Annotated in this window: 19 protein-coding genes and 1 pseudogene; 11 read left to right on the top strand and 9 right to left on the bottom strand. The window is 62.3% G+C overall.

The window, feature by feature from the left end; genetic code table 11:
- Positions 1–253 precede the first annotated feature (253 nt).
- The 6 genes and pseudogenes from ACWGTO_RS25045 to ACWGTO_RS25020 all read left to right on the top strand — a co-directional run.
- A complete protein-coding gene (locus ACWGTO_RS25045) occupies positions 254–1,441 on the top strand; it encodes a magnesium transporter (protein WP_454577481.1) in 1,188 nt (395 codons plus the stop codon).
- A 134-nt stretch (positions 1,442–1,575) separates the two neighbouring features.
- Complete coding sequence (locus tag ACWGTO_RS25040; protein ID WP_454577480.1) at positions 1,576–1,755, top strand: hypothetical protein; 180 nt, start codon at positions 1,576–1,578, stop codon at positions 1,753–1,755.
- Positions 1,756–1,872: 117 nt separating this feature from the next.
- A complete protein-coding gene (locus tag ACWGTO_RS25035; RefSeq protein ID WP_454577479.1) occupies positions 1,873–3,165 on the top strand; it encodes a tetratricopeptide repeat protein in 1,293 nt (430 codons plus the stop codon).
- A gap of 10 nt (positions 3,166–3,175) precedes the next feature.
- Positions 3,176–3,979, top strand: coding sequence for a FecR family protein (locus ACWGTO_RS25030; protein WP_454577478.1), 804 nt, complete (start codon positions 3,176–3,178; stop codon positions 3,977–3,979).
- Between the two features lie 15 nt (positions 3,980–3,994).
- Positions 3,995–6,055, top strand: coding sequence for a CHASE2 domain-containing protein (locus ACWGTO_RS25025; protein WP_454577477.1), 2,061 nt, complete (start codon positions 3,995–3,997; stop codon positions 6,053–6,055).
- Positions 6,056–6,089: 34 nt separating this feature from the next.
- A pseudogene (locus ACWGTO_RS25020) lies at positions 6,090–6,283 on the top strand (IS630 family transposase); the annotation flags it as partial.
- 335 nt (positions 6,284–6,618) lie between these two features.
- Here the strand turns inward: ACWGTO_RS25020 and ACWGTO_RS25015 are convergent.
- From ACWGTO_RS25015 to ACWGTO_RS25000, 4 genes are all read right to left on the bottom strand, one after another.
- The gene (locus ACWGTO_RS25015) at positions 6,619–6,990 is read right to left on the bottom strand and encodes a hypothetical protein (protein WP_454577476.1); all 372 of its coding nucleotides are present in this window, start codon (positions 6,988–6,990) and stop codon (positions 6,619–6,621) included.
- Positions 6,991–7,165: 175 nt separating this feature from the next.
- Positions 7,166–7,429: a hypothetical protein gene (locus tag ACWGTO_RS25010; RefSeq protein ID WP_454577475.1), complete on the bottom strand. Its 264-nt coding sequence runs from the start codon at positions 7,427–7,429 to the stop codon at positions 7,166–7,168.
- A 152-nt stretch (positions 7,430–7,581) separates the two neighbouring features.
- Positions 7,582–8,739, bottom strand: a complete 1,158-nt coding sequence (locus ACWGTO_RS25005; protein ID WP_454577474.1) for a calcium:proton antiporter — start codon at positions 8,737–8,739, stop codon at positions 7,582–7,584.
- A gap of 149 nt (positions 8,740–8,888) precedes the next feature.
- A complete protein-coding gene (locus ACWGTO_RS25000; RefSeq protein ID WP_454577473.1) occupies positions 8,889–9,110 on the bottom strand; it encodes a cysteine rich repeat-containing protein in 222 nt (73 codons plus the stop codon).
- Between the two features lie 80 nt (positions 9,111–9,190).
- Between ACWGTO_RS25000 and ACWGTO_RS24995 the strand changes: the two genes are divergently transcribed.
- Both ACWGTO_RS24995 and ACWGTO_RS24990 read left to right on the top strand, forming a co-directional pair.
- Positions 9,191–10,360 carry an efflux RND transporter periplasmic adaptor subunit gene (locus ACWGTO_RS24995; protein ID WP_454577472.1) on the top strand — a complete coding sequence of 390 codons (1,170 nt, stop codon included), beginning with the start codon at positions 9,191–9,193 and terminating at the stop codon, positions 10,358–10,360.
- Entirely contained in the window at positions 10,357–13,497 is a 3,141-nt protein-coding gene (locus ACWGTO_RS24990; RefSeq protein ID WP_454577471.1) for an efflux RND transporter permease subunit, read from the top strand. The genes ACWGTO_RS24995 and ACWGTO_RS24990 overlap by 4 nt, the downstream gene beginning before the upstream one ends.
- A 32-nt stretch (positions 13,498–13,529) precedes the next feature.
- Here the strand turns inward: ACWGTO_RS24990 and ACWGTO_RS24985 are convergent, their stop codons facing one another.
- From ACWGTO_RS24985 to hisS, 4 genes are all read right to left on the bottom strand, one after another.
- Complete coding sequence (locus ACWGTO_RS24985) at positions 13,530–15,296, bottom strand: AMP-binding protein (protein ID WP_454577470.1); 1,767 nt, start codon at positions 15,294–15,296, stop codon at positions 13,530–13,532.
- Positions 15,297–15,530: 234 nt separating this feature from the next.
- Positions 15,531–16,229 carry an ATP phosphoribosyltransferase gene (gene hisG / locus ACWGTO_RS24980; protein ID WP_454577469.1) on the bottom strand — a complete coding sequence of 233 codons (699 nt, stop codon included), beginning with the start codon at positions 16,227–16,229 and terminating at the stop codon, positions 15,531–15,533.
- Positions 16,226–17,344 carry an ATP phosphoribosyltransferase regulatory subunit gene (locus ACWGTO_RS24975; RefSeq protein WP_454577468.1) on the bottom strand — a complete coding sequence of 373 codons (1,119 nt, stop codon included), beginning with the start codon at positions 17,342–17,344 and terminating at the stop codon, positions 16,226–16,228. Before ACWGTO_RS24975 ends, hisG begins: the two co-directional genes overlap by 4 nt.
- Positions 17,345–17,522: 178 nt before the next feature.
- A complete protein-coding gene (gene hisS, locus ACWGTO_RS24970) occupies positions 17,523–19,025 on the bottom strand; it encodes a histidine--tRNA ligase (protein WP_454577467.1) in 1,503 nt (500 codons plus the stop codon).
- 329 nt (positions 19,026–19,354) lie between these two features.
- Between hisS and ACWGTO_RS24965 the strand changes: the two genes are divergently transcribed.
- Positions 19,355–19,597, top strand: a complete 243-nt coding sequence (locus ACWGTO_RS24965) for a hypothetical protein (protein ID WP_454577466.1) — start codon at positions 19,355–19,357, stop codon at positions 19,595–19,597.
- A gap of 172 nt (positions 19,598–19,769) precedes the next feature.
- Here ACWGTO_RS24965 and ACWGTO_RS24960 read toward each other — a convergent pair whose 3' ends face one another.
- The gene (locus ACWGTO_RS24960) at positions 19,770–20,408 is read right to left on the bottom strand and encodes a DNA-3-methyladenine glycosylase I (protein ID WP_454577465.1); all 639 of its coding nucleotides are present in this window, start codon (positions 20,406–20,408) and stop codon (positions 19,770–19,772) included.
- A gap of 210 nt (positions 20,409–20,618) precedes the next feature.
- Between ACWGTO_RS24960 and ACWGTO_RS24955 the strand changes: the two genes are divergently transcribed.
- Positions 20,619–21,362, top strand: coding sequence for a L,D-transpeptidase (locus ACWGTO_RS24955; protein ID WP_454577464.1), 744 nt, complete (start codon positions 20,619–20,621; stop codon positions 21,360–21,362).
- 367 nt (positions 21,363–21,729) lie between these two features.
- On the top strand, positions 21,730–22,650 hold the full coding sequence (locus ACWGTO_RS24950) for a bifunctional 5,10-methylenetetrahydrofolate dehydrogenase/5,10-methenyltetrahydrofolate cyclohydrolase (RefSeq protein WP_454577463.1): 921 nt from the start codon (positions 21,730–21,732) through the stop codon (positions 22,648–22,650).
- The last annotated feature ends 3 nt before the right edge of the window (positions 22,651–22,653 follow it).

Genomic DNA, 22,653 nt, shown 5'->3' with positions numbered 1-22,653 from the left:
TGCCCCCACGCATTTCCCAGGACGGCCATTGATCGCTCAGGCCGGAATTCCCGGCCGGTCCGGATCACTCAAACGAGATGGCGTCTGCAGGTCGACGCTGGCGTCGGTCGGCGTACATCAACTCATATTAGGCCGCAATAACTTCGAGAACCACAAGGCGGACTGCCGCGGCCGGAAAAAGCTGTCGTATTTCCGCACTGGTGCGATCCGATACTTTACCTACTATGCGACCTTCAATTGGGGGCTATAGCAAATGAAAGAAGAGACCGGCGTTCAGAAGTTGGTGCGCACGCTGCGTGCCCGAGCACCCGATGACGCAGCTGAGTTGCTCGCCAGAGAGTCTCCCGAGTTCATCCGCGACACACTAAAGCTGTTGCCGGACGGGCACGCCCGTAAGGTGGCCGAGCATTTGCCACTGCATTTGCGGCCCATCGGATCTCATGGCGGTGGCGAGGGTGTCGCTATGCCCGAGTCGCTCATCGAGCTGATGGACCCGATTTCCGCCAGCGTTCCTGTCGGGACGACCGTTGCTGCCGCGGTTGAAGCTGTCAGACGCGCCCAGGTGCCGACCGAGCTCACTTATCTCTACGTCACGGACGAGGGCAATAAACTGGTTGGCCTGGTGGTCCTGCGCGATCTGATGCTGAGCGAACCGGACGCGATTGTCGATCAGATCATGCTGCCCAGGCCGTTCGCTCTTAATGTCGATCTCTCTTTGAGCAACGCATGCGAGGCAGCGGTACGGCGTCACTACCCTGTCTACCCGGTGGTGGACGCGGAGAACCGGCTGCTCGGGCAGGTTCGCGGTTGGCGCTTGTTCGAGCAGCAAATCATCGAGATTTCCGCCCAGTCTGGCCAGATGGTTGGTGTCCAGAAGGAGGAGCGCTCTTTTACGCCGCTGTTTTCAGCCTTCTTGAAGCGTCATCCGTGGCTGCAGTTGAACCTCCTGACGGCCTTCATGGCCGCATTCGTGGTCAGTTCGTTCACAGGCACGATCGAGAAGATCGTCGCCCTGGCGGCGTTCCTCCCGGTCTTGGCCGGGCAAAGCGGAAACACTGGCTGCCAGGCACTGGCTATGACGCTGCGTGGCCTTGCCCTGGGGGATGTGGACAAACGACCGAAGCTGCACTTGGTGATGAGAGAGGGCGCGCTCGGGATCGCTAACGGCTTGCTCGTCGGCCTTGTTGCGGCTGCGGCGATGTGGTTCTACGCCTCGAGGCAACCGGAGTCGGCGGCCCAAGCGCCCATGCTGGCACTCGTGATCCTGCTTGCCATGTCCGGAGCGTGCCTCATGTCCGGAATCTCCGGCGTGCTGATCCCGCTGGGCCTGCGCCGGGTCGGCGCCGATCCGGCGGTCGCTTCGGCGATCTTCCTCACCACCGTGACCGATATTATTGGCATGGGCCTGATGCTGGGGCTGGCCACCATGCTCGTGCTGTAGCAAGGCACGGCCAGGGACGCGTTCCTGCGAATTTTGGGGCAATAAGCTGACCTCGTCGCGTTCAGCGAAATTGTGAGAAGCACCTCACCTCTCCGACCCCTTGCGCAACGCGACGGAAGACCTTTGGAGAAGTCGTGGGTGACCTTGAAGCCTCATTCGGTGACCAGATATGCGCAGAATCGCGCAACAATACAAATCTTGTCGGCTTGCGATCCACCACTGAGGATTTGAGTTATTTGCCGCTGGTGCCGAATACTCCAATTACGTTCAGCAACGCTAAGAAGATGTTTTGGCAACCAGCGCAGCCGAAATAGGAATAAACCCGATGATTTGTTGCACAGCTGCAACAGCTGCTGAAGCTCGCACGGTCTGGTGCCGGTTCCGTCGCCCTTTTTTCTTGTAGTCGTGCTAAATCCTTCGCAGTAGTCGGGTTGGGGTGGGTTCTCGGCATGCTACCTTCGGCTCGAACGATCTTCGGCTTCGCCGCAGCGCTGTTTTTCAGCGGCGTATTGCCGGCCGGCGCACAAGGTCTTTTCACGGTCTATGACGATGCGTTTTCGGCCCGCATCGCCAGTCCGGCCGACAATGGAACGCTCGCCCAATTCGTCACGGTTGCGGTCAACGCGGGACAATACGATCAGGCGATCTCCTCAATCGAGCAGTATCTGATCAAATACCCCCGCGATGCGCGCGCCCGGCTTGCGGCCAGCCGGTTGTATTATCATGTCGGGTCCTATGAATTGGCCCGGCGGCAGGTGCAGTACGGCATCGAAGTCGGCGGTCTGACCGCAAGTGAGCAGCAGGAAGCTGTTCGTTTGCTCGCTCGCATCGAGCGCGCGTTGCGTGGCGTCACCTGGGAACTCGCCTTGACTGGAGGCGTATTCAGCGCATTCACCGATTTTGAGCCAGGCGGGGCGCAGGACGACGACAGCTTCGTCTCGCCCTACGGGCGGGCCGACGGCTTTGTTCGGTGGGACCTCGGCACGCCAAGTGCTGACGCCCTCGTTCTTTCGGGCTCGTTGACGGCGACAGAGCGTTTTTTCACGGAAGACCTGTCGGTTCCGGGTAGCGAGAAGACTTTTATCCACGGCAACGCAGCGATTACCTGGGACAAGGGGCTGCCCAACAGTGGGATCGATTCGCTTCGCCTGCTGCTTTCCGCGTTTACCGTTACAGATCGTTTCGACAGCGATATCAACGAAACCGGCGTCGGCCTCAGTGGACGTTTCCTCGTTCGCCCCACGGTCGAGACGACCCTCTTCGCCGGTGGCGGCTACATCGATCTAAGCGCCTCGCAAGGCATTTTCGCCGATAGCAGGGTCTTCTATGAGGCAGGCGGCAGCTACCGCTTCCGCAATGGCCAGGCGCTCGGACTGCGCTTTGTCGGCTCGAATGACTTCGCGTCAGGATCTGGCGAAATCGGCCACAGCTACTCGGGCGAGGTCCGCTATGGCGGCCTGTTGATGACCGTACCGGATCTTTTCGCATGGTCGCACCAGATCGCCTTCTCGGCCGGCCACAGCGACACTCCCGATCTGTCTGTCGGCATCGGCACAAATATCAAGAGCGACTTCTGGCGCATTGCCTCGGAAAGCGATTTTCAGATGACGGAAGCCCAGAAGATCAGCGTTGATCTCGCCTATCGAGAAACCAACTTCGCAGTCGCTAGCCGCGACCAAAAATCGTTCGAAATGCTCATGAGCTATACGTTGACGCTCAACTGAAAGGGCCGCGATGATGTACCGTCCGATCGCGATTTTTATCGCCTGCCTTGCCTTCGCGGCACCCTCCGCCGCTGAGACGGTCGGGTCGATGACAGCCTATCAGACCAACATCGTCCGCAACAACGGTGGGACAATGGACGTTGGTGCCGGCGTCGAACTGGGCGACCTGCTGCGCAGCGATCCCACCGGTCTTGGAATGCTGGTGTTCCGGGATGAATCGAGCGCCAAGATAGGTCCGAACACCAGCCTGACGATCGATGAATTCGTCTATAATCCGGGCTCCGGATCGGGAAAGATCGACATCGGCATGAACAGCGGCCTGGCCCGTTTTTATGGCGGCCAGGTTTCGAAACGGGGCGCCATGCAGGTTGCGACGCCGCACATGGTGCTCGGCGCGAGGGGCGGCATCATCGAAGTGCTGGTGGCAGCTGGCCAGACTGTCGGCATTCTGCGCGCCGGCCGTATGACCTGCACGATCAATGGCAAACGGCTGGTTATCACAAACCCTGGCTACGCCTGCACATCACAAGATGGCAAGCTGCTGGCCGGCTACGGCGGGATCGACACCTTCCCGATATTGGACAGTATCGACCGGATAGCCGGTACCGGCCTGCCAGGCGCGCCGGGCCCTGGTTTGGACGTAAGCGCACTTTGTGCGTCGGCACTCGGCGGCTCGCTCAAAGTCTGCGATTCCACGGACGGCGCATTGCCAGGAGTGGTCATGGACTTCCCTGACAGCCCAACGCCACCCGTGGGCAGCGGGGGGCGGAGGGACGATGGCGAGGGCGAAGGCTGCGGCCGCTTCTGCAATTAGGCCCGGGCGCCCGGTATGAGCCCCTTTGCTGATTGGCGCTGGGCTGATCGACGTTGGGCGGATTGGCACTGGACCGTGAGGCGCAAGATATCCGGTCTCTTGCTCATTCTTTTGCTGCTCGCTTGCCATTTGGCTTTCGACGGGCCGCTGTCGCGCCTGCGCGAACGCACGTACGACTTCTACCAGTTTCTCGCCCCGCGCCAGGCGACGAGCAATCCTGTCGTGATCGTCTCGATAGACGACGCCAGCCTCAACGCACATGGACGATGGCCCTGGAACCGTGGCCTCTTGGCCGATCTGGTCGATGGCATCACCCAATCCGGTGCGTCGGTGGTCGGGCTTGCGCTGGTACTCCCCGAGGCCGACACCTCGCCTGAGGGCATCGCCGGAGACAAGCGCCTGGCCACGGCGCTGGCCAAAAATCGGACGGCGCTTGCCGTCAGCCTGGGCAATGAGGCGACGGTTTCAGAAGCAGAACCCAAAGCCGGCTGGTCGATCGTCGGGCAAGTCCCGGATACACTTCCCGGTTTCACCGGCCTGACTGGCTCGCTTGCCGAATTCTCGAACGCGGCCGTGGGCCTCGGCGTGATTCGCACCTTGCCCGATCCCGACGGCGTACTGCGCCATGTGCCGCTGCTCTGGATTCGCAACACCGCTCAAGGCGTGCAGCTGTGGCCGTCCTTCTCACTCGAGCTCCTGCGCCTTTACGCCGGACAGGACGGGTACATAGCCCGGATGAATGCAGCCGGGTTCGACGCGCTCAGGATGGCCGGCGCCATTGTGCCGCTCGAGCCGGAGGGGGGGATCCGGCTCTGGGAAACCGCCACCGATACGCCCCGCCTGTCTGCCAGCACCATCCTTTCGGGCCATGGCGATCCGCGGCTACGGAACGCTATCGCCATTGTCGAGCTGTCGGCTGTGGGACTGATGCAGTACCTGCCCACGCCGACGCATCCAACGCGGCCAGGCGCGGATATCCACGCCGATGCCATCGCCCAGATGCTTGCCGGGCGCTACCTGGCAGAGCCAACGCACGCGCGAATGCTCGAGCGGCTCTGGTTTCTCCTCAGTGCCGTCGTTTTCATCGGTCTTTCCGGAGTGCTCGCCGGGCGTGTCGTGCTTGGCGCCCTCGCCCTGGCGCTGCTGGCTGTCGCCCCGTTCGTGTTCGGCGCTCTCGAGTACAGCCTGCAGGGTGCACTCTACGACCCGCTGCAGCCGGCGCTTGCAACGATCATGGTTGCGGGCTTCGAAGGCTACGTCCTATACAGGCGCAGCGAGCAGCGCCGGTCCACCCTGACGCGACAGTTCTCCCAATATCTTTCGCCATCCGTCGTGCAGCGCCTCGCAAGCTCGGACACAGAGGCAATCCTGTCCGGCGAGAAGCGCGAGATCACAATTCTGCTCAGCGACATACGCGGCTTCACGACGATGAGCGAACAGCTCGACACCCAAGAAATCGCCAAGGTGGTCAACCATTTCCTCGGCATTGCGACCGATGAGATCCTCAAGCGCGACGGCACCATCGACAAGTTCATGGGCGATGCGGTGCTGGCCTTCTGGAACGCACCGCTTGATCAACCCGATCATCGCGAACGTGCGCTGGACGCGAGCCTTGCCCTCATCGAGCGGGTGAAGCGCGAAAACGCCGCCTTCACCGCGGATGGCCATCGCTCCATCGAAATCGGCGTCGCCATCGAGACCGGCATCTGCTCGGTAGGCAATTTCGGCTCCGAACGGCGCTTCGATTACACCGCGATCGGCTCCCCGGTGAACCGCGCGGCACGGCTCGAATCGACGACCAAGAAGCTTGGCATCCCCCTGGTGCTGGGACCCGGCTTTGCGGCAGGAGCATCGATGCCGGTCGTCCAGGCAGGCGCCTTTGAGCTCCAGGGTTTCAAGGGCGAGGTACCGGTTTTCACCGTTCCGGAGATGCAAGCTGCTCACCAAGGTATGAGCCGCGAAGTAGAGAGCCAACGTGGTGAGCAATCTGGCGCCCCTGCCGGGGTGGTTGGTTCGCCGCCATCCGTGCAAATGGCCCCGCCTGATGTTGCACCCCGAACCCGAAGCACACGCTGACCGGATCCAGCGGATTGCAGGGGTGCCGACTGAGCGCGGCTTGAAGTTTGATTACCGCTCGGTGTGGGAGTTCGTCCACGCCCGACAAGCTCAGTCACAAAAAAAGACGCTGATCGCGGCTGAGCAGGATCGCCCGGATGTGGCGCATGCCGGCGGGCACAGTGGGCAAAGTATCAGGACCGTATCGATCCTTCCCGCCTGGTGTTCATCGACGAAGAGCTGACCCAAGCAATCGAGGAGTCTGCCGCGTCGCAAAACCAGGCGGGCTTGTTGCCGTGAAGGAGGTCGATATCCAGGTTTGGCAGCATCAACCGCAGGACCTAAATTGACATGGCGTCTGCTCCGCCGCCATGAGGGGCACTCGCGTGTCAGCTTGGCTTCGAGCGGCTGAGCCTTGAGAATATCTCTGCCATCACCAACGCTGGCCGAGCGCCGTCAGCCACTCAGGCCGGTGGAGCGCGAATACATCGGCAACAATCTCTGCCTCACGCCGTCTTCCAAGCCACCATCCCCAGTTCCTTGACCATTGCCTCACGCATCAGCAGCCGCATGCGTCGAACCTTTCATGGTACAAATATAAGAAATACATAAGTAAAAAATACAACAGCATGGACCATTCCGGTCAGGAACGTCGTCCTTTCGTTACTAAAACTTACGCCGCATATGAAAAGCGCCAAAACCAAAAGTACGGCGTCAGCCTCCGGGAGCGCCAGGGTCAACCCTCGTCCCGTCGGCAGGCTGGCTGCTGCGACCGCCGATATCGTCAAAGCAATTGTGGCGCAGGCCGAGCCCATTGCGACATTCAGGCCGCGCTGCAACTCATTGTTGAGTGAAGCGCGAACCGCCGAAATGGCTTCCGGCATCAAAACCAGACCCGCGATCATTGCTCCCACAATGCTGTCAGCCTGGATAGCGGCTTCGTCGAAGTTTCCCATCCTGGAACCGGCTCGGTGCACATCGGGGCGTGCAGATATGATACGGTCAGTCAGGTGCTCGATTCTCGTCCGCGCTCATTCCAGAAATGGCTGTGAGGCCGGCCAGCGCCATGCCAGATCTCAAGATCGTGCCACAGGGCCGTAACAGGCTTATGCCTCACACCATACTGTCTCACTATTTGATGTAGACGAGCACGTACCTGTTTTTGTAGGGCTGGTAGTATTTCGTGCCGCACTTCCAGACCACGATCCCACCGCTATAGGTGGTCTTAACGCAGCCCGATGGAAGTGTCGTAATGTAGATGGTGGTCTTCTGGATGACGACCGTCTTTGCTTCCGCCGATGCGATGAAACGGAATCCAGAGGCGCCTGCCATCGACGAAATCGCGAGCAAAGCTCCAACGGCAAATGTGCATGCAAACAAACCACGTCTGACCATAGGTTTCCCCTCTCCTTAACCTGCAGCCTCTCTAATGTAGCATCAGCGAGCGAAAGCCTCAACGGATCGATTGATTCCGTTCCAGTGAGGCGCGGCCAGATCGGCGATGCAGCACCACCCGGCACAGCCGGACCCTGCATCAGTGGCCAGTTTCACGGCACAAAGATCAGAAACACATACGTAAAAAACACCACGATATGGACCATGCCGGTCAGGAATGTGGTTCTTTCGGTACTGAAGCTTACGGCGCATGTGAAAAGCGCCAGGACCAAGAGGACCGTGTCAGCCGCCGGCAGCCCCAGGGTCAACCCCCTCCCCGTCAGCAGGCTGGCGGCTGCTACTCCCGGTATTGTCAGGCCGATCGTGGCGCAGGCCGAACCCATCGCGACATTCAAGCCGCGCTGCAACTCATTGTTGAGCGAAGCGCGAATTGCCGAAATGGCCTCTGGCATCAACACCAGCCCTGCTATCATTGCTCCGACAATGCTGTCGGCCTGGGTCACCTGGTAGGCAACGAGCATATCTTCAACGCTTGCGGCGACCTGCTCGGCAAGCATAACAATTCCGATCAGCCCGGCCATCAACAGCACAGCGCTGACAAAGATGTTCTCGTCAGAAGCCATTCGCACCGAAACGTGGTGCTCTTGTCCCTCGACAAAGTCTTCCCGGTGCCGGACCGTCTGCGCGAACACGAAGCTTGCATAGAGCAGTACTGAAAGGGCACTGACGAAACCAAGTTGAGCTGCCGAAAACGTGCCGGGACCCGTGGTCTGGGTGTAGGTCGGCAGAACAAGCGTCATGACGGTCAGCGCGATCAAAACCGCCAGATAGGCACTGGTTCCTTGCCGGACGATTGCCTGCTTGCGGTGGCGCCAGCCGCCAAGCGCGAGACAGATGCCGACGACGCCGGTTGAAGTGATCATCACCGTCGAGAAAACGGACTCGCGCGCCAGCGTAGGATTGTTTTCTCCGTGCAACATCATAGAGACGATGATCGACACTTCGATTGCCGTCACCGCAAAAGTCAGCACCAACGTTCCATAAGGCTCCCCCACGCGCCGGGCGACTGCCTCGGCATGCTCGAGCACCACGAAAATGGTGGTGAACAAGATCGCGCTCGACAGCGCGCCAACGAGGATCCTGAGGTTCAGCGATCCTTGGTCGACCGAAAGGCCGCTGGCCCTCACCGCGAGAGCCATGGCCAAGGCACCCAAAGGCATCACCCAAGACATCACCGATCGCCCGAAACCGCCCGATGCGGCCTTGGATGTTGCAACCTTGGGCGTTTGCGTAGGCCTGTCTTCAAGCATCCAGCCAACATTCCACGAGATCAGCGGGCCTTGCCGGCCAGCGTTCGCTGATCCCGCTCAGTCGTCGGATAGGACGAGCCCTAGAGCACTCTATCCCAATTCCGGAGGCAAAATCACCGCGCACTTTTGCTGGAATTGCCTTGGTGGCCCTATTGGGGCGTATTCTCCTTGACGACCTTCTGGCATTGCGGCGTCAGGTCACTTAGATGATCGTTCAGGCACTTGATGATGCGGCCTCCGCCCTGCTCCACCCCCTTGCAGAATTTCTCGTAGTCAGACTGGCAGGCTTCGCGCTCGGCCGCAGTCTGCGCAAATGCGACATTGGCCGTCACCTGAGTTGCCAGAAAAAGCACACTTAACGCAATCCGCATGACAAACTCTCCAAAAAAAGCTAGGTTCACGCAATTTCACAGCAATACGATATATATACCGAAGTATTCAGAGGGGCAAAATGGTTTTCTCATGGAGGAGAGCCGCGCCGACGGCTGGTTCATTCGCACTTGCAGCAATTTTATTGTGCGCCTGCAGCAATGAAAACAGTTACGCGCCGCCCCCGCCACCCAAGATAGATGTAGCGCTTCCGGTCAAGCAGACTGTAACCCCCTATCTCGAGGCCACAGGCAGCGCCGCGGCGGTGAACACGACGCCGCTGGTTGCGCGTGTCTCCGGCTTCATCCAGGAAATCGACTATAAGGACGGAGATGAGGTCAAGGCTGGCACCAGGCTGTTCCTGATCGAACAGGATACCTACCAATTGGCACTCGAACAGGCCCAGGCCGGGCAGGGTTCGGCCGACGCCTCCGCCAAGCAGTCCGGAGCCGACCTCAAGCGGCAGCAGGAGCTGCTATCACAGAAGATCATCTCGCAATCGACCCTCGATCAGTCCGCCGCGGCGGCGGATGTCGACGCGGCCAAACAGAAGCAGAGCGCCGTCGACGTCGAGCAGGCCCAGCTCAATTTGAGCTACACCGAGGTCAAGGCGCCGTTTGCCGGCATCGTTGGCGCCCGCCAGGTGTCGATCGGGCAACTGGTTGGCGCCGGCAGCGCGACTACGCTGGCGACCATCGTTCAGCTCGCGCCCATCTATGTCAACTTCAACATCTCGGAGCAGGACGTGCTGCGCATTCGCGCCGCCATGGCCAAACGGGGCATAACCGGTCAGGACCTCAAGAAGATACCGGCCGAAGTCGGCCTGCAGAACGAGACAGGCTATCCGCACAAGGGAATGCTGGACTACGCCTCTCCTGAGGTTACCGCCACCACCGGCACGCTCGCGGTGCGCGCCGTGCTGCCCAACGACGATCGGGCATTGCTTCCGGGTTACTTCGTGCGCGTGCGCGTGCCGCTGGGAGAAGAACCGGATACGCTGCTGGTTCCCGACCGAGCGATCGGAAGCGACCAGAGGGGTCGCTACCTGCTCGTTGCAGGAAAAGACGACGTCATCGAGGAGCGTCCGGTCGAGATCGGCCAGCTTGTCGGTGCCTTGCGCGTGATCAGCAAGGGGATCACTGCGGAAGACCGCGTCCTAGTCTCCGGCTTACTGACGGCCGTGCCCGGCCAGAAGATCGAGCCGCAGGTGAAAACGCTGGAAGCGGCTGCGGCCGACGGCACTGCCCAATGATCTCCAAATTCTTCATCGAGCGGCCGGTCCTGGCCAATGCAATCGCTGTCCTCATGGTCGTCATCGGCCTGGTCTCGCTCTTCGGCCTGCCGGTGGCGCAATATCCCGACGTGGTGCCGCCGACCGTTTCGGTGACCACCCGCTATCCTGGCGCCAGCGCGCGCTCGATGATCGACACGGTGGCGCTGCCGATCGAGCAGCAGGTCAACGGCGTCGAGGGCATGCTCTACATGCAGTCCTTCTCCGCGTCGGATGGCAGCTACAATCTGACCGTCACTTTCCAGATCGGCACGGACCTCGACCAGGCGCAGGTGCGTGTCCAGAACCGGGTGTCCACAGCGCTCGCATCGCTGCCGCAGCCAGTGCAGGTGCAGGGCGTCAACGTCCAGAAGAAATCGACCTCCATCCTCGAGATCGTCACGCTGACGTCGCCGGACAAACAATACGACAGCCTTTATCTCGCCAACTACGCAACCATCCGGCTGAAGGACGAGCTCTCCCGGATACCAGGTGTCGGCAACGTGAACGTGTTCGGCGCCGGGCAGTATTCGATGCGCGTCTGGCTCGACCCGCAGAAGATGCAGGTGCGCGGCCTTACCACCCAGGACGTCGTCCAGGCCCTGCAGCAGCAAAGCGAGCAGGTCACCGCGGGCCAGGTCGGCGCGCCGCCGGCGCCCGACGGACAGTCCTTCCAATATACGATCGAAGTTTCCAGCCGCCTTGACGACCCCGATCAGTTCGGCGCGGTGGTCGTCAAGACCGGCGCCAGCGGCGACCTGACCCGCGTGCGCGACGTCGGCCGGGTCGAGCTCGGCGCCCAGACCTATGGGCAATTCTTCAATCTCGACGGCCAGCAGGCGGCTGGCCTGGCCATCTTCCTGTCGCCGGGCGCCAACGCGCTCGACGTGGCCGGCAAAGTTGAGGCCAGGATGAAGGAACTGTCTGGCGAGTTCCCGCAAGGCCTTGCTTACTCGATCCCGTTCAACACCACGATCTTCGTCAGCCAAGCGATCGACGAAGTCTATAAGACGCTGCTCGAGGCCGCGGTGCTGGTGCTGATCGTCATCCTGCTTTTCCTGCAGGACTGGCGGGCGATGCTGGTGCCGGCAACGACCGTGCCGGTGACCATCATCGGGGCCTTCGCTGCGATGCTCGCGCTTGGCTTTACCGTCAACCTGTCGACCCTGTTCGCCATCGTGCTTGCCATCGGCATCGTCGTCGATGACGCCATCGTTGTGGTCGAGGGGGCCGCGCACAACATGGAGCGCGGCATGTCCGGCCACGATGCGGCGGTCGCGGCCATGAATGCGCTGTTCGGGCCGATCATCGGCATCACGCTGGTGCTGATGGCGGTGTTCCTACCGGCTGCGTTCCTGCCCGGCCTTACCGGGCAGATGTATGCGCAATTCGCCCTGGTGATTGCGGCAACGGCCTTGATCAGCGCCGTCAACGCGGCAACGCTAAAGCCCACGCAGTGCGCGACCTGGCTGAGGCAGCCGGTGCCGCTGGACAAGCGAAACGCCTTCTTCCGCGGCTTCAATGCCGCCTATCAGCGCGCCGAAAACGGCTACGCCCGCCTGATCGGATCCATGGTGCGCCACAGCACGGCGATGGGCATAATCGCGTTGCTTATCATTGGCGCGGCTGGCTACGGCATGTCGCGCGTGGCCACCGGTTTCATTCCGATCGAGGACCAAGGCTATCTGCTCGCTTCGGTGCAACTGCCTGACGGCGCGTCCCTTGGCCGTACGCAGGAGACGCTGCAGCAGATTTCGAAGATCGCCAAGGCAACGCCGGGCGTGGACCAGGTGGTGACGATCGCCGGCTTGTCGGCCCTCGACAACAACTCGACTTTAGCCAATGCCGGCGTTGCCTACATCGTCCTCAAGGACTGGAGCGTGCGGGGCAAAGGTGAGGATCTCGCCTCGCTTTATGCGACGCTGAACAAGAACCTGTCAGACATGGCGGACGGCAATGTCCTGGTGCTGCCACCGCCGCCGATCCAGGGCATCGGCAACGCCGCCGGCTTCACCATGCAGGTCGAGTTGCGTGACGGCAGTTTCGACCTTGCGAAATTGCAGGGCGCGACCAGCGCGCTGATCAGGGCAGCAGCTACGCAGTCCGGCATCCAGCGCGTATCGGCAACGTTCCGATCCAACGTCCCGCAATACCAGGTCGAGTTCGACCGCGAAAAGGTACAGAAGCTCGGGCTGACCACCGACCAGGTGTTTCAGACGCTCGCCGGCTATCTAGGCTCCACCTATGTCAGCCAGTTCAACAAGTTCGGGCGGGTCTTCCAGATCTATGTGCAGGGCGATTCTCAGTTCCGACTGTCGCCCGAGGACATCAGCCGCTTGACGGTGCGCAACCAGAACGGCGATATGATCCCGCTTGGCACGGTCCTGACGGTCACGCCAAGCGTCGGCCCCTCGCTGATCAGCCTCTATAACCTCTACCCCTCCGCATCGGTCCTTGGCGTTCAGGCGCAGGGTTTCTCATCAGGTGATGCGATCAAGCTGATGGAAGCGGCCGCGGCCGACACGCTGCCGCCCGGGACCGACTACGAGTGGACTGCGCTTTCCTTCCAGGAAAAGCTCGTCGGCAGCCAGATCTACCTGGTGTTCGGCATGGCACTGCTGTTGGTCTATCTGGTGCTGGCGGGCCAGTATGAGAGCTGGCTGGCGCCGATCTCGATATTGCTCGCCGCGCCGCTTTCGCTGGTCGGCCCGGTGCTGGTCCTCACCGGGCTCGGTATCGATAACAACCTCTATGTCCAGATCGGCCTGATCCTGCTGATTGCGCTGTCGGCCAAGAACGCCATTTTGATCGTCGAGGTCGCGCGCGAATTGCGCGCCGCCGGCAAACCGATCATCGAGGCGGCGATAGAGGCCGCGCGCGCCCGCTTCCGCCCCATCTTGATGACGTCCTTCGCCTTCATCCTCGGCGTCGCGCCGCTGGTGCTGGCGACGGGCGCCGGAGCCAGTGCGCGCAAATCGATCGGCATCACGGTCTTCTCCGGCATGATCGCCTCCACCTGCCTTGCTGTTCTCTTCGTGCCTGCCTTCTTCGTGATCTTGCAGCGGTTTGAGGAATGGCGCGCCGAGCGCAAAGGGAAGCAGGTTACGCTTCCCGGCTAGGCATTATGGGCTTGTCGGGCCGCGCCCTGCCCTCACGCGGTCTTCTGCACCACCAGCCCCAACTCCTCCACCATCGCCTCGCGCATCAGAAACTTCTGCGGTTTTCCCGTCACCGTCATCGGCAGTTCGGTGCGGAAGCGGATGTAACGGGGAATTTTGTAGTGGGCGATCTGGCCGGCGCAGAAGTTCTTGATCTCCTGCTCGGTGGCGATCTGGTTGGGTTTGAGCACGATCCAGGCGCACAGCTCCTCGCCATATTTGGCATCGGGAATGCCGAACACCTGCACTTCCTTCACCTTGGGATGGCGGTAGAGAAATTCCTCGATCTCTCTGGGATAGACGTTCTCGCCGCCGCGGATGACCATGTCCTTGACCCGGCCGACAATGTTGCAATAGCCCTCGGCGTCGATCGTCGCGAGATCACCCGTGTGCATCCAGCCGTCACTGTCGATCGCCTCGGCGGTCTTTTCCGCGTCGTCCCAATAGCCCTTCATCACGGAATAGCCTCGCGTGCACAGCTCGCCCGGCGCACCGACCGCGACGGTGGCGCCGTCGGCATCGATGGCCTTGACCTCGACATGCGGATGGATGCGGCCGACGGTGGAGACGCGCTTTTCCAGCGGATCGTCGACGCTGCTCTGGAACGACACCGGGCTGGTCTCGGTCATGCCGTAGGCGATGGTGACCTCTTCCATATGCATCAGCGAGACCACCTTCTTCATCACCTCGATCGGGCAAGGTGAACCCGCCATGATGCCGGTGCGCAGGCTGGAGAGGTCGAAGGTGGAAAAGTCCGCATGGTCGAGCATGGCGACGAACATGGTCGGCACGCCGTAGAGGCCGGTACAGCCTTCCTGTGCCACGGCTTTCAGCGTGGCGCCGGCGTCAAAACCTTCGCCGGGGAAAACCATCGTGGCGCCCTTGGTGACGCAGCCCATCGTGCCCATCGACATGCCGAAGCAGTGATAGAGCGGCACCGGGATGCACAGCCGGTCGTCGACCGTGAGCTTGATCGCCGCTGTGACGAAATTGCCATTGTTGACGATGTTGGTGTGGGTCAGCGTCGCGCCCTTGGGCGCGCCTGTCGTGCCTGACGTGAACTGGATGTTGATGGCCTCGCCCGGCTTCAGCCCCTCGGAGATGCGGTCGAGGCTGTCATGCTCGTCGCGCCCGGCCATCGAAAGCACATCGGCAAAATTGAACATGCCGGGCGAGTTGTCGTCGCCCATGCGGATGACGATCTTCAGCGTCGGCAATTTCTGCGCCTTGAGCTTGCCGGGTACGGCTTTGGCGAGTTCCGGCGCCAACGTCTCGATCATGCCGAGATAGTCCGATGTCTTGAAACTGGCGGCCGTCACCAGCGCCTTGCAGCCGACCTTGTTGAGGGCATATTCCAGTTCGGTCAGCCGGTAGGCCGGGTTGATGTTGACCAGGATCAGGCCGATGCGGGCGGTGGCGAACTGCGTCACCAGCCATTCCCAGCGATTGGGCGACCAGATGCCGACGCGGTCGCCCTTTTCGAGGCCGAGCGCCAGGAAGCCGGCGGCCAGAGTGTCGACCGTGTCAGACAGTTCGCTCCAGGTGAATCGCTTGTCCTGACCGACGAAGACGGCAGCATCCTGGGTGGCGTATTTGCTGACCGTATCGGAGAACAGCTCAGGGATGGTCTTGTCGAGCAGTGGCGGGGTGCGCTCGCCGGAGACATGCGCCCGGCCGTCGATCGGGGCAATGAAAGTGCCACGCGCCCCACGCCCGCGCAGATTGGTGGCGTTGTTGAGCTCGTCGAGATTGATCGCCATCGCCGTCTCCTCCCGGGATAAGCTGAACCTATCAGCCTGATGAGGCGGTGGAAATCCCGTCGATGGTGGTGGGGACGCGAAGGCCCCCTCTCCGTCTCGGGCTTCGCCCGAGCCACCTCTCCCCGCCCTGCAGGGGCGAGGAACCCAAGCTTTGCGACGACTGGGACTTCAATGATTAGCGTTTCCTCGCCCCCCGGAGTGGGGGAGAGGTCGGAGAGGGGGGCGGCGCCGACGTTAAGCGACTATCGCGCTCATCTTCGCGGCTATATCGCGCAGCAGCGCCTCATCGGCCGCCGAGCGCTGCTTCTTTGATGCCACCAGACAAGCCTGCGACTTCAGCACGACCCCATCCGCCAGCACCTTGAGATGGTTGGCGCGCAGTGTCGAGCCGGTGGTGGTGATGTCGACGATGACATCGGCGAGGCCCGCCGCCGGCGCGCCTTCGGTGGCGCCGAGGCTCTCGACGATGCGGTAGACCTGGATGCCATGCTTTTGCGAGAAGAACTGCTGCGTCAGCCGCCAGTATTTGGTGGCGATGCGCAGCCGCCTGCCGTGGCGCTGGCGGAAATCGGCGGCGACATCGTCGAGATCGGCCATGGTGTCGACGTCGAGCCAGATGCCAGGCACTGCGACCACGACATCGGCATGGCCGAAACCGAGACGCGCGACGATTTCCGCACGTGCCTCCCAGTCGGCGAGGTTTTCGCGCAGCAGGTCTTCGCCGGTGATGCCGAGGTCGACCGAGCCTTGGCCGATCTCGCCGGCGATTTCTGACGCCGACAGGAACGCCACCTCGATGCCCTCAGCGCCGTCGATGCGGGCGCGGTACTGGCGCTCGTCGCCGGGCAGGCTGACGGCCAGGCCGGCTCTGGCCAGCACCTCCAGCGCCTGTTCCTTGAGGCGGCCTTTCGACGGAATCGCCAGGGTGATCATTTGGGCTCTCCCCGCAGCGCTTCGATGCGGTCGAGCCAGACGGAGAAGCCGACGCCGGGGATCGGCGTCTTGGCGCCGAGCAGCGTCAGCAGCCGGTCATACCGGCCGCCGCCAGCCAAGGGCCGCTCGCCACCTTTCGCCGCGATCTCGAAGACGATGCCGGTGTAGTAGTCGAGCGGACGGCCGAAGGCGGCGTCATAACGGATGATCTTCGCTGGCAGGCCATGCGTCTCGATGGCGCGAGCGCGGGCAGCGAATTTTTCCAGCGCCGCACCCAGCGACAGGCCGGCGGAGGCGGCGAAGCTTTCGAGCGCAGCACTCGCACCGTCGAGCGGTACGTCTATGGCCAGAAAACCTTCGAGCGCCGCGAAGGCCTCGTTCGACAGCCGCACGCTGCGCAGTTCGGCTTTCTCGATCAGCCGACGGGCAATATCAGCGGGTGCGCGCCCGCCCGATGCCGACAGACCGGCCTCTTCCATGCCGCCGGCGATGTGGGCGGAGAGCGCTTCGAGATCGCCGTCGAGAACAAGTGCTGAAACCTCGGCCTCAAGCTGACCATTGCGGGGCGGGTTGGCAAGATCGGCAAGCGCCGCCTGCAGCATCGGCGCCGAGCCGAAGGCGCGGGCAAGGCGCATACGCCAGCCGCGCGGCAGGCCGAGTGCTGCCAGCACCGCCTCGAAGATGGTCTGGTCACCGAGCGTGATCGCGAGGGGCTGGTCCGGCAGCACCAGCTCAAGCAGCGCATGCGCATCGGCCAGCGAACGGGCATCGGCTTCGGCCGTATCGCGGTCGCCGAGATCCTCGATGCCAGCCTGGAAAAACTCGTTGCCGCCCTCGCGGCGCTGGCGAAACACTTCGCCGAGATAGGAATAGCGGCGCGGCGTGCCGGCTTGCGAGGCGATGTGGTCGAGGCAAACGGGGATGGTGAATTCCGGCCGAAGGCACAGCGTCTTGCCGGTCTCGCTTTCGGTCAGAAAAATGCGGCGGCGCAGATCTTCGCCGGCCATGTCGAGGAACGGATCGGCCGGCTGCAGCACGGCGACCTCGACCGCATGGGTGTTGCGGGTGGCGAAGAGGTTGGTGATTTCGGATGCGATGGCGGGATACCGATTCATCGGCTGGTTGGGCGCGAGGCACCCCCCTCTGTCCTGCCGGACATCTCCCCCGCAAGGGGGGAGATCGGCAGCTTGCGGCTCGGTGCCTTTTCTTCAACGCAGAAAATTGGCGAAAGCCTATGCGACATCCAATCTCCCCCCTTGCGGGGGAGATGGCCGACAGGCCAGAGGGGGGTGTTCAAGCGCCACCTTTCGCGCGATCGGCCGCTTGCGCCGCCAATATCTTTTTCACCTCGGCAACCAACTCGCCCTCCGCCACGGTCACCTGCGCCGGCCTTGCGGCCCGCCATTCGGCATTGTCGGCAATCTCCGCCGACATGCGCGCGCCTTCGATCAGGTCCTTGATCTGCACCTCGCCCTTGGTGCGTTCGTCGCCGCCCTGGATAACGGCGACCGGGCTGCCGCGACGGTCGGCATATTTCAGCTGTGCCTTCATGCCGGCGCCGCCGAGATACATTTCGGAGCGGATGCCGGCGGCGCGCAGCTCTGCGACCATTTTCTGGTAGCGGCCGAGGCTTTCGGTATCCCTGTCCATGACCAGCACGACCACCGGCGCGATCACGTCCGCGGTGTCCAGCTTGCCGAGGTTCTTCAGCGCCGTCATCAGCCGCGAGACGCCGATGGAAAAGCCGGTCGCCGGCACCGGCTCGCCACGGAAGCGCGAGACCAGACCATCGTAGCGGCCGCCGCCGCCGACCGAACCGAAGCGCACGATCTGGCCGTCCTCGTTGGGGATCTCGGCCAGAAGCTCGGCCTCGAAGACCGGGCCGGTGTAATATTCGAGGCCGCGAACGACGGAGCGATCCATGGCGATACGATCTTCGCCGTATCCGGCCGCCCTGACCAAGGCTTCAATGGTCGAGAGTTCGCCAACGCCTTCCTGATAGATCGCGTTCGCATTGACATTGGAATCCTGGCGGGCTTGTTCCCTCGCTGTCGCGAGAAGGACGGCCTCGGCTTGCCCCTCATTCAGTCCGGCACCCTTGGCAAAGTCACCCTCGCCTTCGCTGCCGCCATCCCAGCGCCCCGGACCAAGCAGCAGTCTCACGCCTTCCGGCCCGAGCTTGTCCAGCTTGTCGATGGCGCGCAGCACCGTCAGCCGGCGGCCGGCATTCTCATCGCCGCCAAGGCCAATCGCCTCCAGCACACCATCGAGCACCTTGCGGTTGTTGACGCGGATGACGTAGTCGCCGCGCTTGATGCCGAGCGCTTCCATCACGTCGGCCATCATCATCGCCATCTCGGCATCGGCGGCCACGCCCGGCGTACCAATCGTGTCGGCGTCGAACTGCATGAACTGGCGGAAGCGGCCGGGGCCGGGCTTTTCGTTTCGAAACACCCAGCCGGAACGGTAGCTGCGATAGGGTTTCGGCAGCCGTTCAAAATTCTCAGCAACGAAACGCGCCGTCGGCGCGGTCAGGTCGTAGCGCAGCGACAGCCACTGCTCGTCATCGTCCTGGAACGAGAACACGCCTTCGTTCGGCCGATCCTGGTCGGGCAGGAATTTGCCCAGCGCATCGGTGTATTCGATCAGCGGCTGGTCGGCCGGCTCGAAGCCGTAGAGTTCGTATACCGAGCGGATGGTCACCATCATCTTCTCGACGGCGCGGATGTCTTCCGCACTGCGGTCGGCAAAGCCGCGCGGCAGCCGCGCTTTCGTCTTTTCCGATTTGTCGGCCATGGGATGGGTCTTCCGATCAGCAATAATTTGGTTCGAGCGCGCGTTTCCTAGACGATGCGGCCTAGAGCGGCAAGGGTTAGCGCCCTTCCCTTCTCCCCTTGTGGAAGAAGGTGGATCGGCGCGCAGCGTCGAGACGGTTGAGGGGTGTTCCAGCAGAGTGAGCGGCTGGTGCCTTCTGGAGCACCACTCATCCTACCTCCCGCAAGGAGAAGGGAGAGGCGCTAGCTCTCGAAACAAACACACCAAAAAGGAAACAATTCCGCCATCGGTGCGGCATTGTGCCGACACAATCGGAGCCGATAAGCGCGCCGAAACAAGGGGTTGGGGCCATGACCACGGCACACAAATTCGATATCAGAGACGACGGCTTGCATGAAGTCCGGTTGCGGCCGGCCGAGATCCGTGCGCCGGTGACGGCGAGCCTCGGTCCGTTCGAGGTCACCGCCGACGAGCGGAAGGGCTCGACCATGCGCGAGGCGCTGATGACCGGATTGCTGGTGATCTATCCCGCTTTTGCGGCGCTGGCTGCGATTGTCGCGGGGCTGTTCCTGACTGGTGCTAGCGGGACTTGATTGCCAGCCTTGCCTTCTCCCCTTGTGGGAGAAGGTGGATTGGCGCGATAGCGCCGAGACGGTTGAGGGGTGCTCCAGCGGAGTGAGGCGTTGGCGTTCCCTGGAACACCCCTCATCCGACCTCGCTTCGCGAGGCCACCTTCTCCCACAAGGGAGAAGGTAAAAAGGCGCTCTACTTCGGCCGCTTGAACGCCTTGCGCTCCTTCTCGACCTCCTTGCGGCACACACAGCCTTCGAGATGGTCGTTGACCAGGCCCATGGCCTGCATGAAAGCGTAGACCGTGGTCGGGCCGACAAAACTCCAGCCGCGCTTTTTCAGCTCCTTGGAAATGCGAACCGAAACCGCCGTCGTCGGGTTGGCGCGCAGGTGAGCGAGGTCGACGATCTCAGGCCGCTCCTCCTTGCCGGGCTCGAACTTCCAGAACCAGGCCGCGAGCGAGCCGAACTCATCGACCATTTCTCTCGCCCGTTTCGCGTTGTTGATGGTCGAGACGATCTTGCCGCGGTGGCGGATGATGCCGGCATTGCCGACTAGGCGCTCGACATCCTCGTCAGTGAAGGCGGCGATCTTGTCGAAGTCGAAACCGGCGAAGGCCTCGCGAAAGTTCTCGCGCTTGCGCAAGATGGTCAGCCAGGACAGGCCGGACTGAAAACCTTCGAGGCAGATCTTTTCGAACAGCCTGCGGTCGTCGGCGACCGGCCGGCCCCACTCATGGTCGTGATAGTGCAGATAGTCCGGCAGATTAGCGTGCCAGAAGCAGCGCATAACCCCGTCGGGGCCGGCGATCACGCCTGTGTTTTCTTGTGCCATCGGCAATATCCGTTCATTAACGCGCCTGAGCGCCGGTTTACTGCGGCTTTACCAGATTCCTGAACCCGGCGGTAACCACACCAAAAGGTTTACTGACAAAGCGGCATTTTACGCATTCCGATTCATGTTTCGGTTGCGGCTTCGCGCCAAGGATCGCGCAACCGGGGGCAAGTTCCGCCTCCGTCCGTTCGACGATCAAGGTGCGTTCCGATGAAGATCTTTTTGCGTTCCGTGCTCGGTGCCGTGGCCATTCTGGCCGCCGGCGTCACCACCTCCACCGCGGGCGACCGCTATGCCGACAGGCCGCCGGTGATGGTGAGCCCCGACCTTTCGGCACCCTGGGTGCTGCAGCTTGGCCGCGCGCCCGGCATCGTGCGGCAGAGCCGACAGATGGTCCAGCAGCCACGCCTGCGCTATGCGCAACCGGCGCGACCCGACCGGGTGCGCACGGCTTCGGTGCAGGCGCCGGTCAAACGCATGGCCATGCGGCCGCAGGTCAACCCGCTCTATCTGCCGCAGGAAGTCGCCTATGACGGCCCGCAGAAGCCGGGCACGATCGTCATCGATACGACGCAGAATTTCCTGTTCCTGGTCGAGAACAACGGCAAGGCGCGGCGCTATGGCGTCGGCACCGGCAAGCCGGGCTTCGAATGGTCTGGCACACACAAGATCACCAACAAGCGCGTCTGGCCGGACTGGCGTCCGCCGGCGGAAATGATCAAGCGCGAGGCCGCCAAGGGCCGTTACCTCCCGACCTATCTGGCCGGCGGCGAAGAGAACCCGCTCGGCGCCCGCGCGCTCTATCTCGGCACGACGGAATACCGAATCCACGGCACCAACCAGCCCTGGACGATCGGCGGCGCGGTCTCCTCCGGCTGCATCCGCATGCGCAACGAAGATGTTGTCGATCTCTACGAGCGCGTCAATGTCGGCACCACGGTCGAGGTAATATAGTCACGTCGAATCAGCCGGTTAGGCGGCGCAGCACTTTTAGTCTCATGCTGTTGCAGTCAAGTCATAGTGCGATCCCGCGGGATGTGCTTTAACCGGTGAAGGGTTTACGGGGGACGGGCCGTGTGGGGATACGGCCGGTCACGAAAAGGCAGCGCAGGGAAACCGCGCTGCCTTTTTCGTTCTTCAGTTTTCGTTTGATGCACGGCACGGCAAGTCGCGCCGAAAGCAGGCGGTTTCGCTTTCGGGGCTGATTTCCCGGCGCTCCTCTGCTATTGCAGCGCACAAATCTCGGTAGTTACGCAATTCCGGACCGAAGGCCGCTTCAACGCTTGTCCTCGAATTGCTCCAGAAGGCAAAGGTGCCAGCCATGACCCGGACCGACGACAGCCGCTACCTGAAAGGCGGCCCGGTCGCCCAGCGCATCATCGCTTCGGTGCGCGAAGACGCAGCGATCGCCGCGGCCGAGGGCTTTCCGCCGAAGCTGGTTTCGATCACCGTCGGCGATACCGATGCGGTCGATGTCTATGTGCGCAATCAGCGCGCCAAGGCCGCGCTTGCCGGCATCGGTTTCGAGGAGCGGCGGTTTCCAGCCGACATCACCGCTGGCGAGCTCGAAGCGGCGATCCATGGGCTGAATGCCGATCCGCGCGTCACCGGCATCATCATCCAGCGGCCGGTGCCGGTACACATCCCGATCAAGACGCTGCAGGCGGCCGTACATCCGCTGAAGGACGTCGAGGGCATGCATCCAGCGTCGATCGGCAACATCGTCTACAACCAGCTCGATCTCGCGCCCTGCACGGCGGCGGCCTCTGTCGAGCTGCTGAAGGAAACCGGCCTCGACCTCAAGGGGCTCGAAGTCGTCGTCGTCGGCCATTCCGAAATTGTCGGCAAGCCGATCGCCTTCCTGCTGATGAGCGAAGGCGCGACGGTGACGGTGTGCCACCACATGACGCGCTCGGTGGCCGCACACGCGCGCCGCGCAGACGCGCTGTTCGTCGCCGTCGGCAAGCCGAGGCTGATCAAGGCCGATATGGTGAAGCCCGGTGCGGCCGTCATCGACATCGGTATCAATTCCGAGATCGGCCCGGACGGGCAAAGCCGCATCGTCGGCGATGTCGACACCGAGAGTGTGAAGGAGGTCGCGTCCTGGATCACGCCGGTGCCGGGCGGCGTCGGCCCGATCACCGTGGCGATCCTCTTGCGCAACACCATGGTCGCGCTCAGCCGCCAGCGGGCGCGCTATCAGGCGACATACGGCGTGGCGGACAGGCTGGCGGCGGAGTAGTTT

The organism is Mesorhizobium sp. PL10 (assembly GCF_053714315.1).
The sequence above is the reverse complement of the archived record's forward strand: the minus strand, read 5'-3'. Positions and strand labels throughout refer to the sequence as shown.

What these genes read in the sequence shown, in the direction of transcription:
- ACWGTO_RS25045 (WP_454577481.1), top strand. Translation starts at nt 254, where the DNA reads ATGAAAGAAGAGACCGGCGTTCAGAAGTTGGTGCGCACGCTGCGTGCC.
- ACWGTO_RS25030 (WP_454577478.1), top strand. Translation starts at nt 3,176, where the DNA reads ATGATGTACCGTCCGATCGCGATTTTTATCGCCTGCCTTGCCTTCGCG.
- ACWGTO_RS25025 (WP_454577477.1), top strand. Translation starts at nt 3,995, where the DNA reads ATGAGCCCCTTTGCTGATTGGCGCTGGGCTGATCGACGTTGGGCGGAT.
- ACWGTO_RS25015 (WP_454577476.1), bottom strand. Translation starts at nt 6,990, where the DNA reads ATGGGAAACTTCGACGAAGCCGCTATCCAGGCTGACAGCATTGTGGGA.
- ACWGTO_RS25010 (WP_454577475.1), bottom strand. Translation starts at nt 7,429, where the DNA reads ATGGTCAGACGTGGTTTGTTTGCATGCACATTTGCCGTTGGAGCTTTG.
- ACWGTO_RS25005 (WP_454577474.1), bottom strand. Translation starts at nt 8,739, where the DNA reads ATGCTTGAAGACAGGCCTACGCAAACGCCCAAGGTTGCAACATCCAAG.
- ACWGTO_RS25000 (WP_454577473.1), bottom strand. Translation starts at nt 9,110, where the DNA reads ATGCGGATTGCGTTAAGTGTGCTTTTTCTGGCAACTCAGGTGACGGCC.
- ACWGTO_RS24995 (WP_454577472.1), top strand. Translation starts at nt 9,191, where the DNA reads ATGGTTTTCTCATGGAGGAGAGCCGCGCCGACGGCTGGTTCATTCGCA.
- ACWGTO_RS24990 (WP_454577471.1), top strand. Translation starts at nt 10,357, where the DNA reads ATGATCTCCAAATTCTTCATCGAGCGGCCGGTCCTGGCCAATGCAATC.
- ACWGTO_RS24985 (WP_454577470.1), bottom strand. Translation starts at nt 15,296, where the DNA reads ATGGCGATCAATCTCGACGAGCTCAACAACGCCACCAATCTGCGCGGG.
- hisG (WP_454577469.1), bottom strand. Translation starts at nt 16,229, where the DNA reads ATGATCACCCTGGCGATTCCGTCGAAAGGCCGCCTCAAGGAACAGGCG.
- ACWGTO_RS24975 (WP_454577468.1), bottom strand. Translation starts at nt 17,344, where the DNA reads ATGAATCGGTATCCCGCCATCGCATCCGAAATCACCAACCTCTTCGCC.
- hisS (WP_454577467.1), bottom strand. Translation starts at nt 19,025, where the DNA reads ATGGCCGACAAATCGGAAAAGACGAAAGCGCGGCTGCCGCGCGGCTTT.
- ACWGTO_RS24965 (WP_454577466.1), top strand. Translation starts at nt 19,355, where the DNA reads ATGACCACGGCACACAAATTCGATATCAGAGACGACGGCTTGCATGAA.
- ACWGTO_RS24960 (WP_454577465.1), bottom strand. Translation starts at nt 20,408, where the DNA reads ATGGCACAAGAAAACACAGGCGTGATCGCCGGCCCCGACGGGGTTATG.
- ACWGTO_RS24955 (WP_454577464.1), top strand. Translation starts at nt 20,619, where the DNA reads ATGAAGATCTTTTTGCGTTCCGTGCTCGGTGCCGTGGCCATTCTGGCC.
- ACWGTO_RS24950 (WP_454577463.1), top strand. Translation starts at nt 21,730, where the DNA reads ATGACCCGGACCGACGACAGCCGCTACCTGAAAGGCGGCCCGGTCGCC.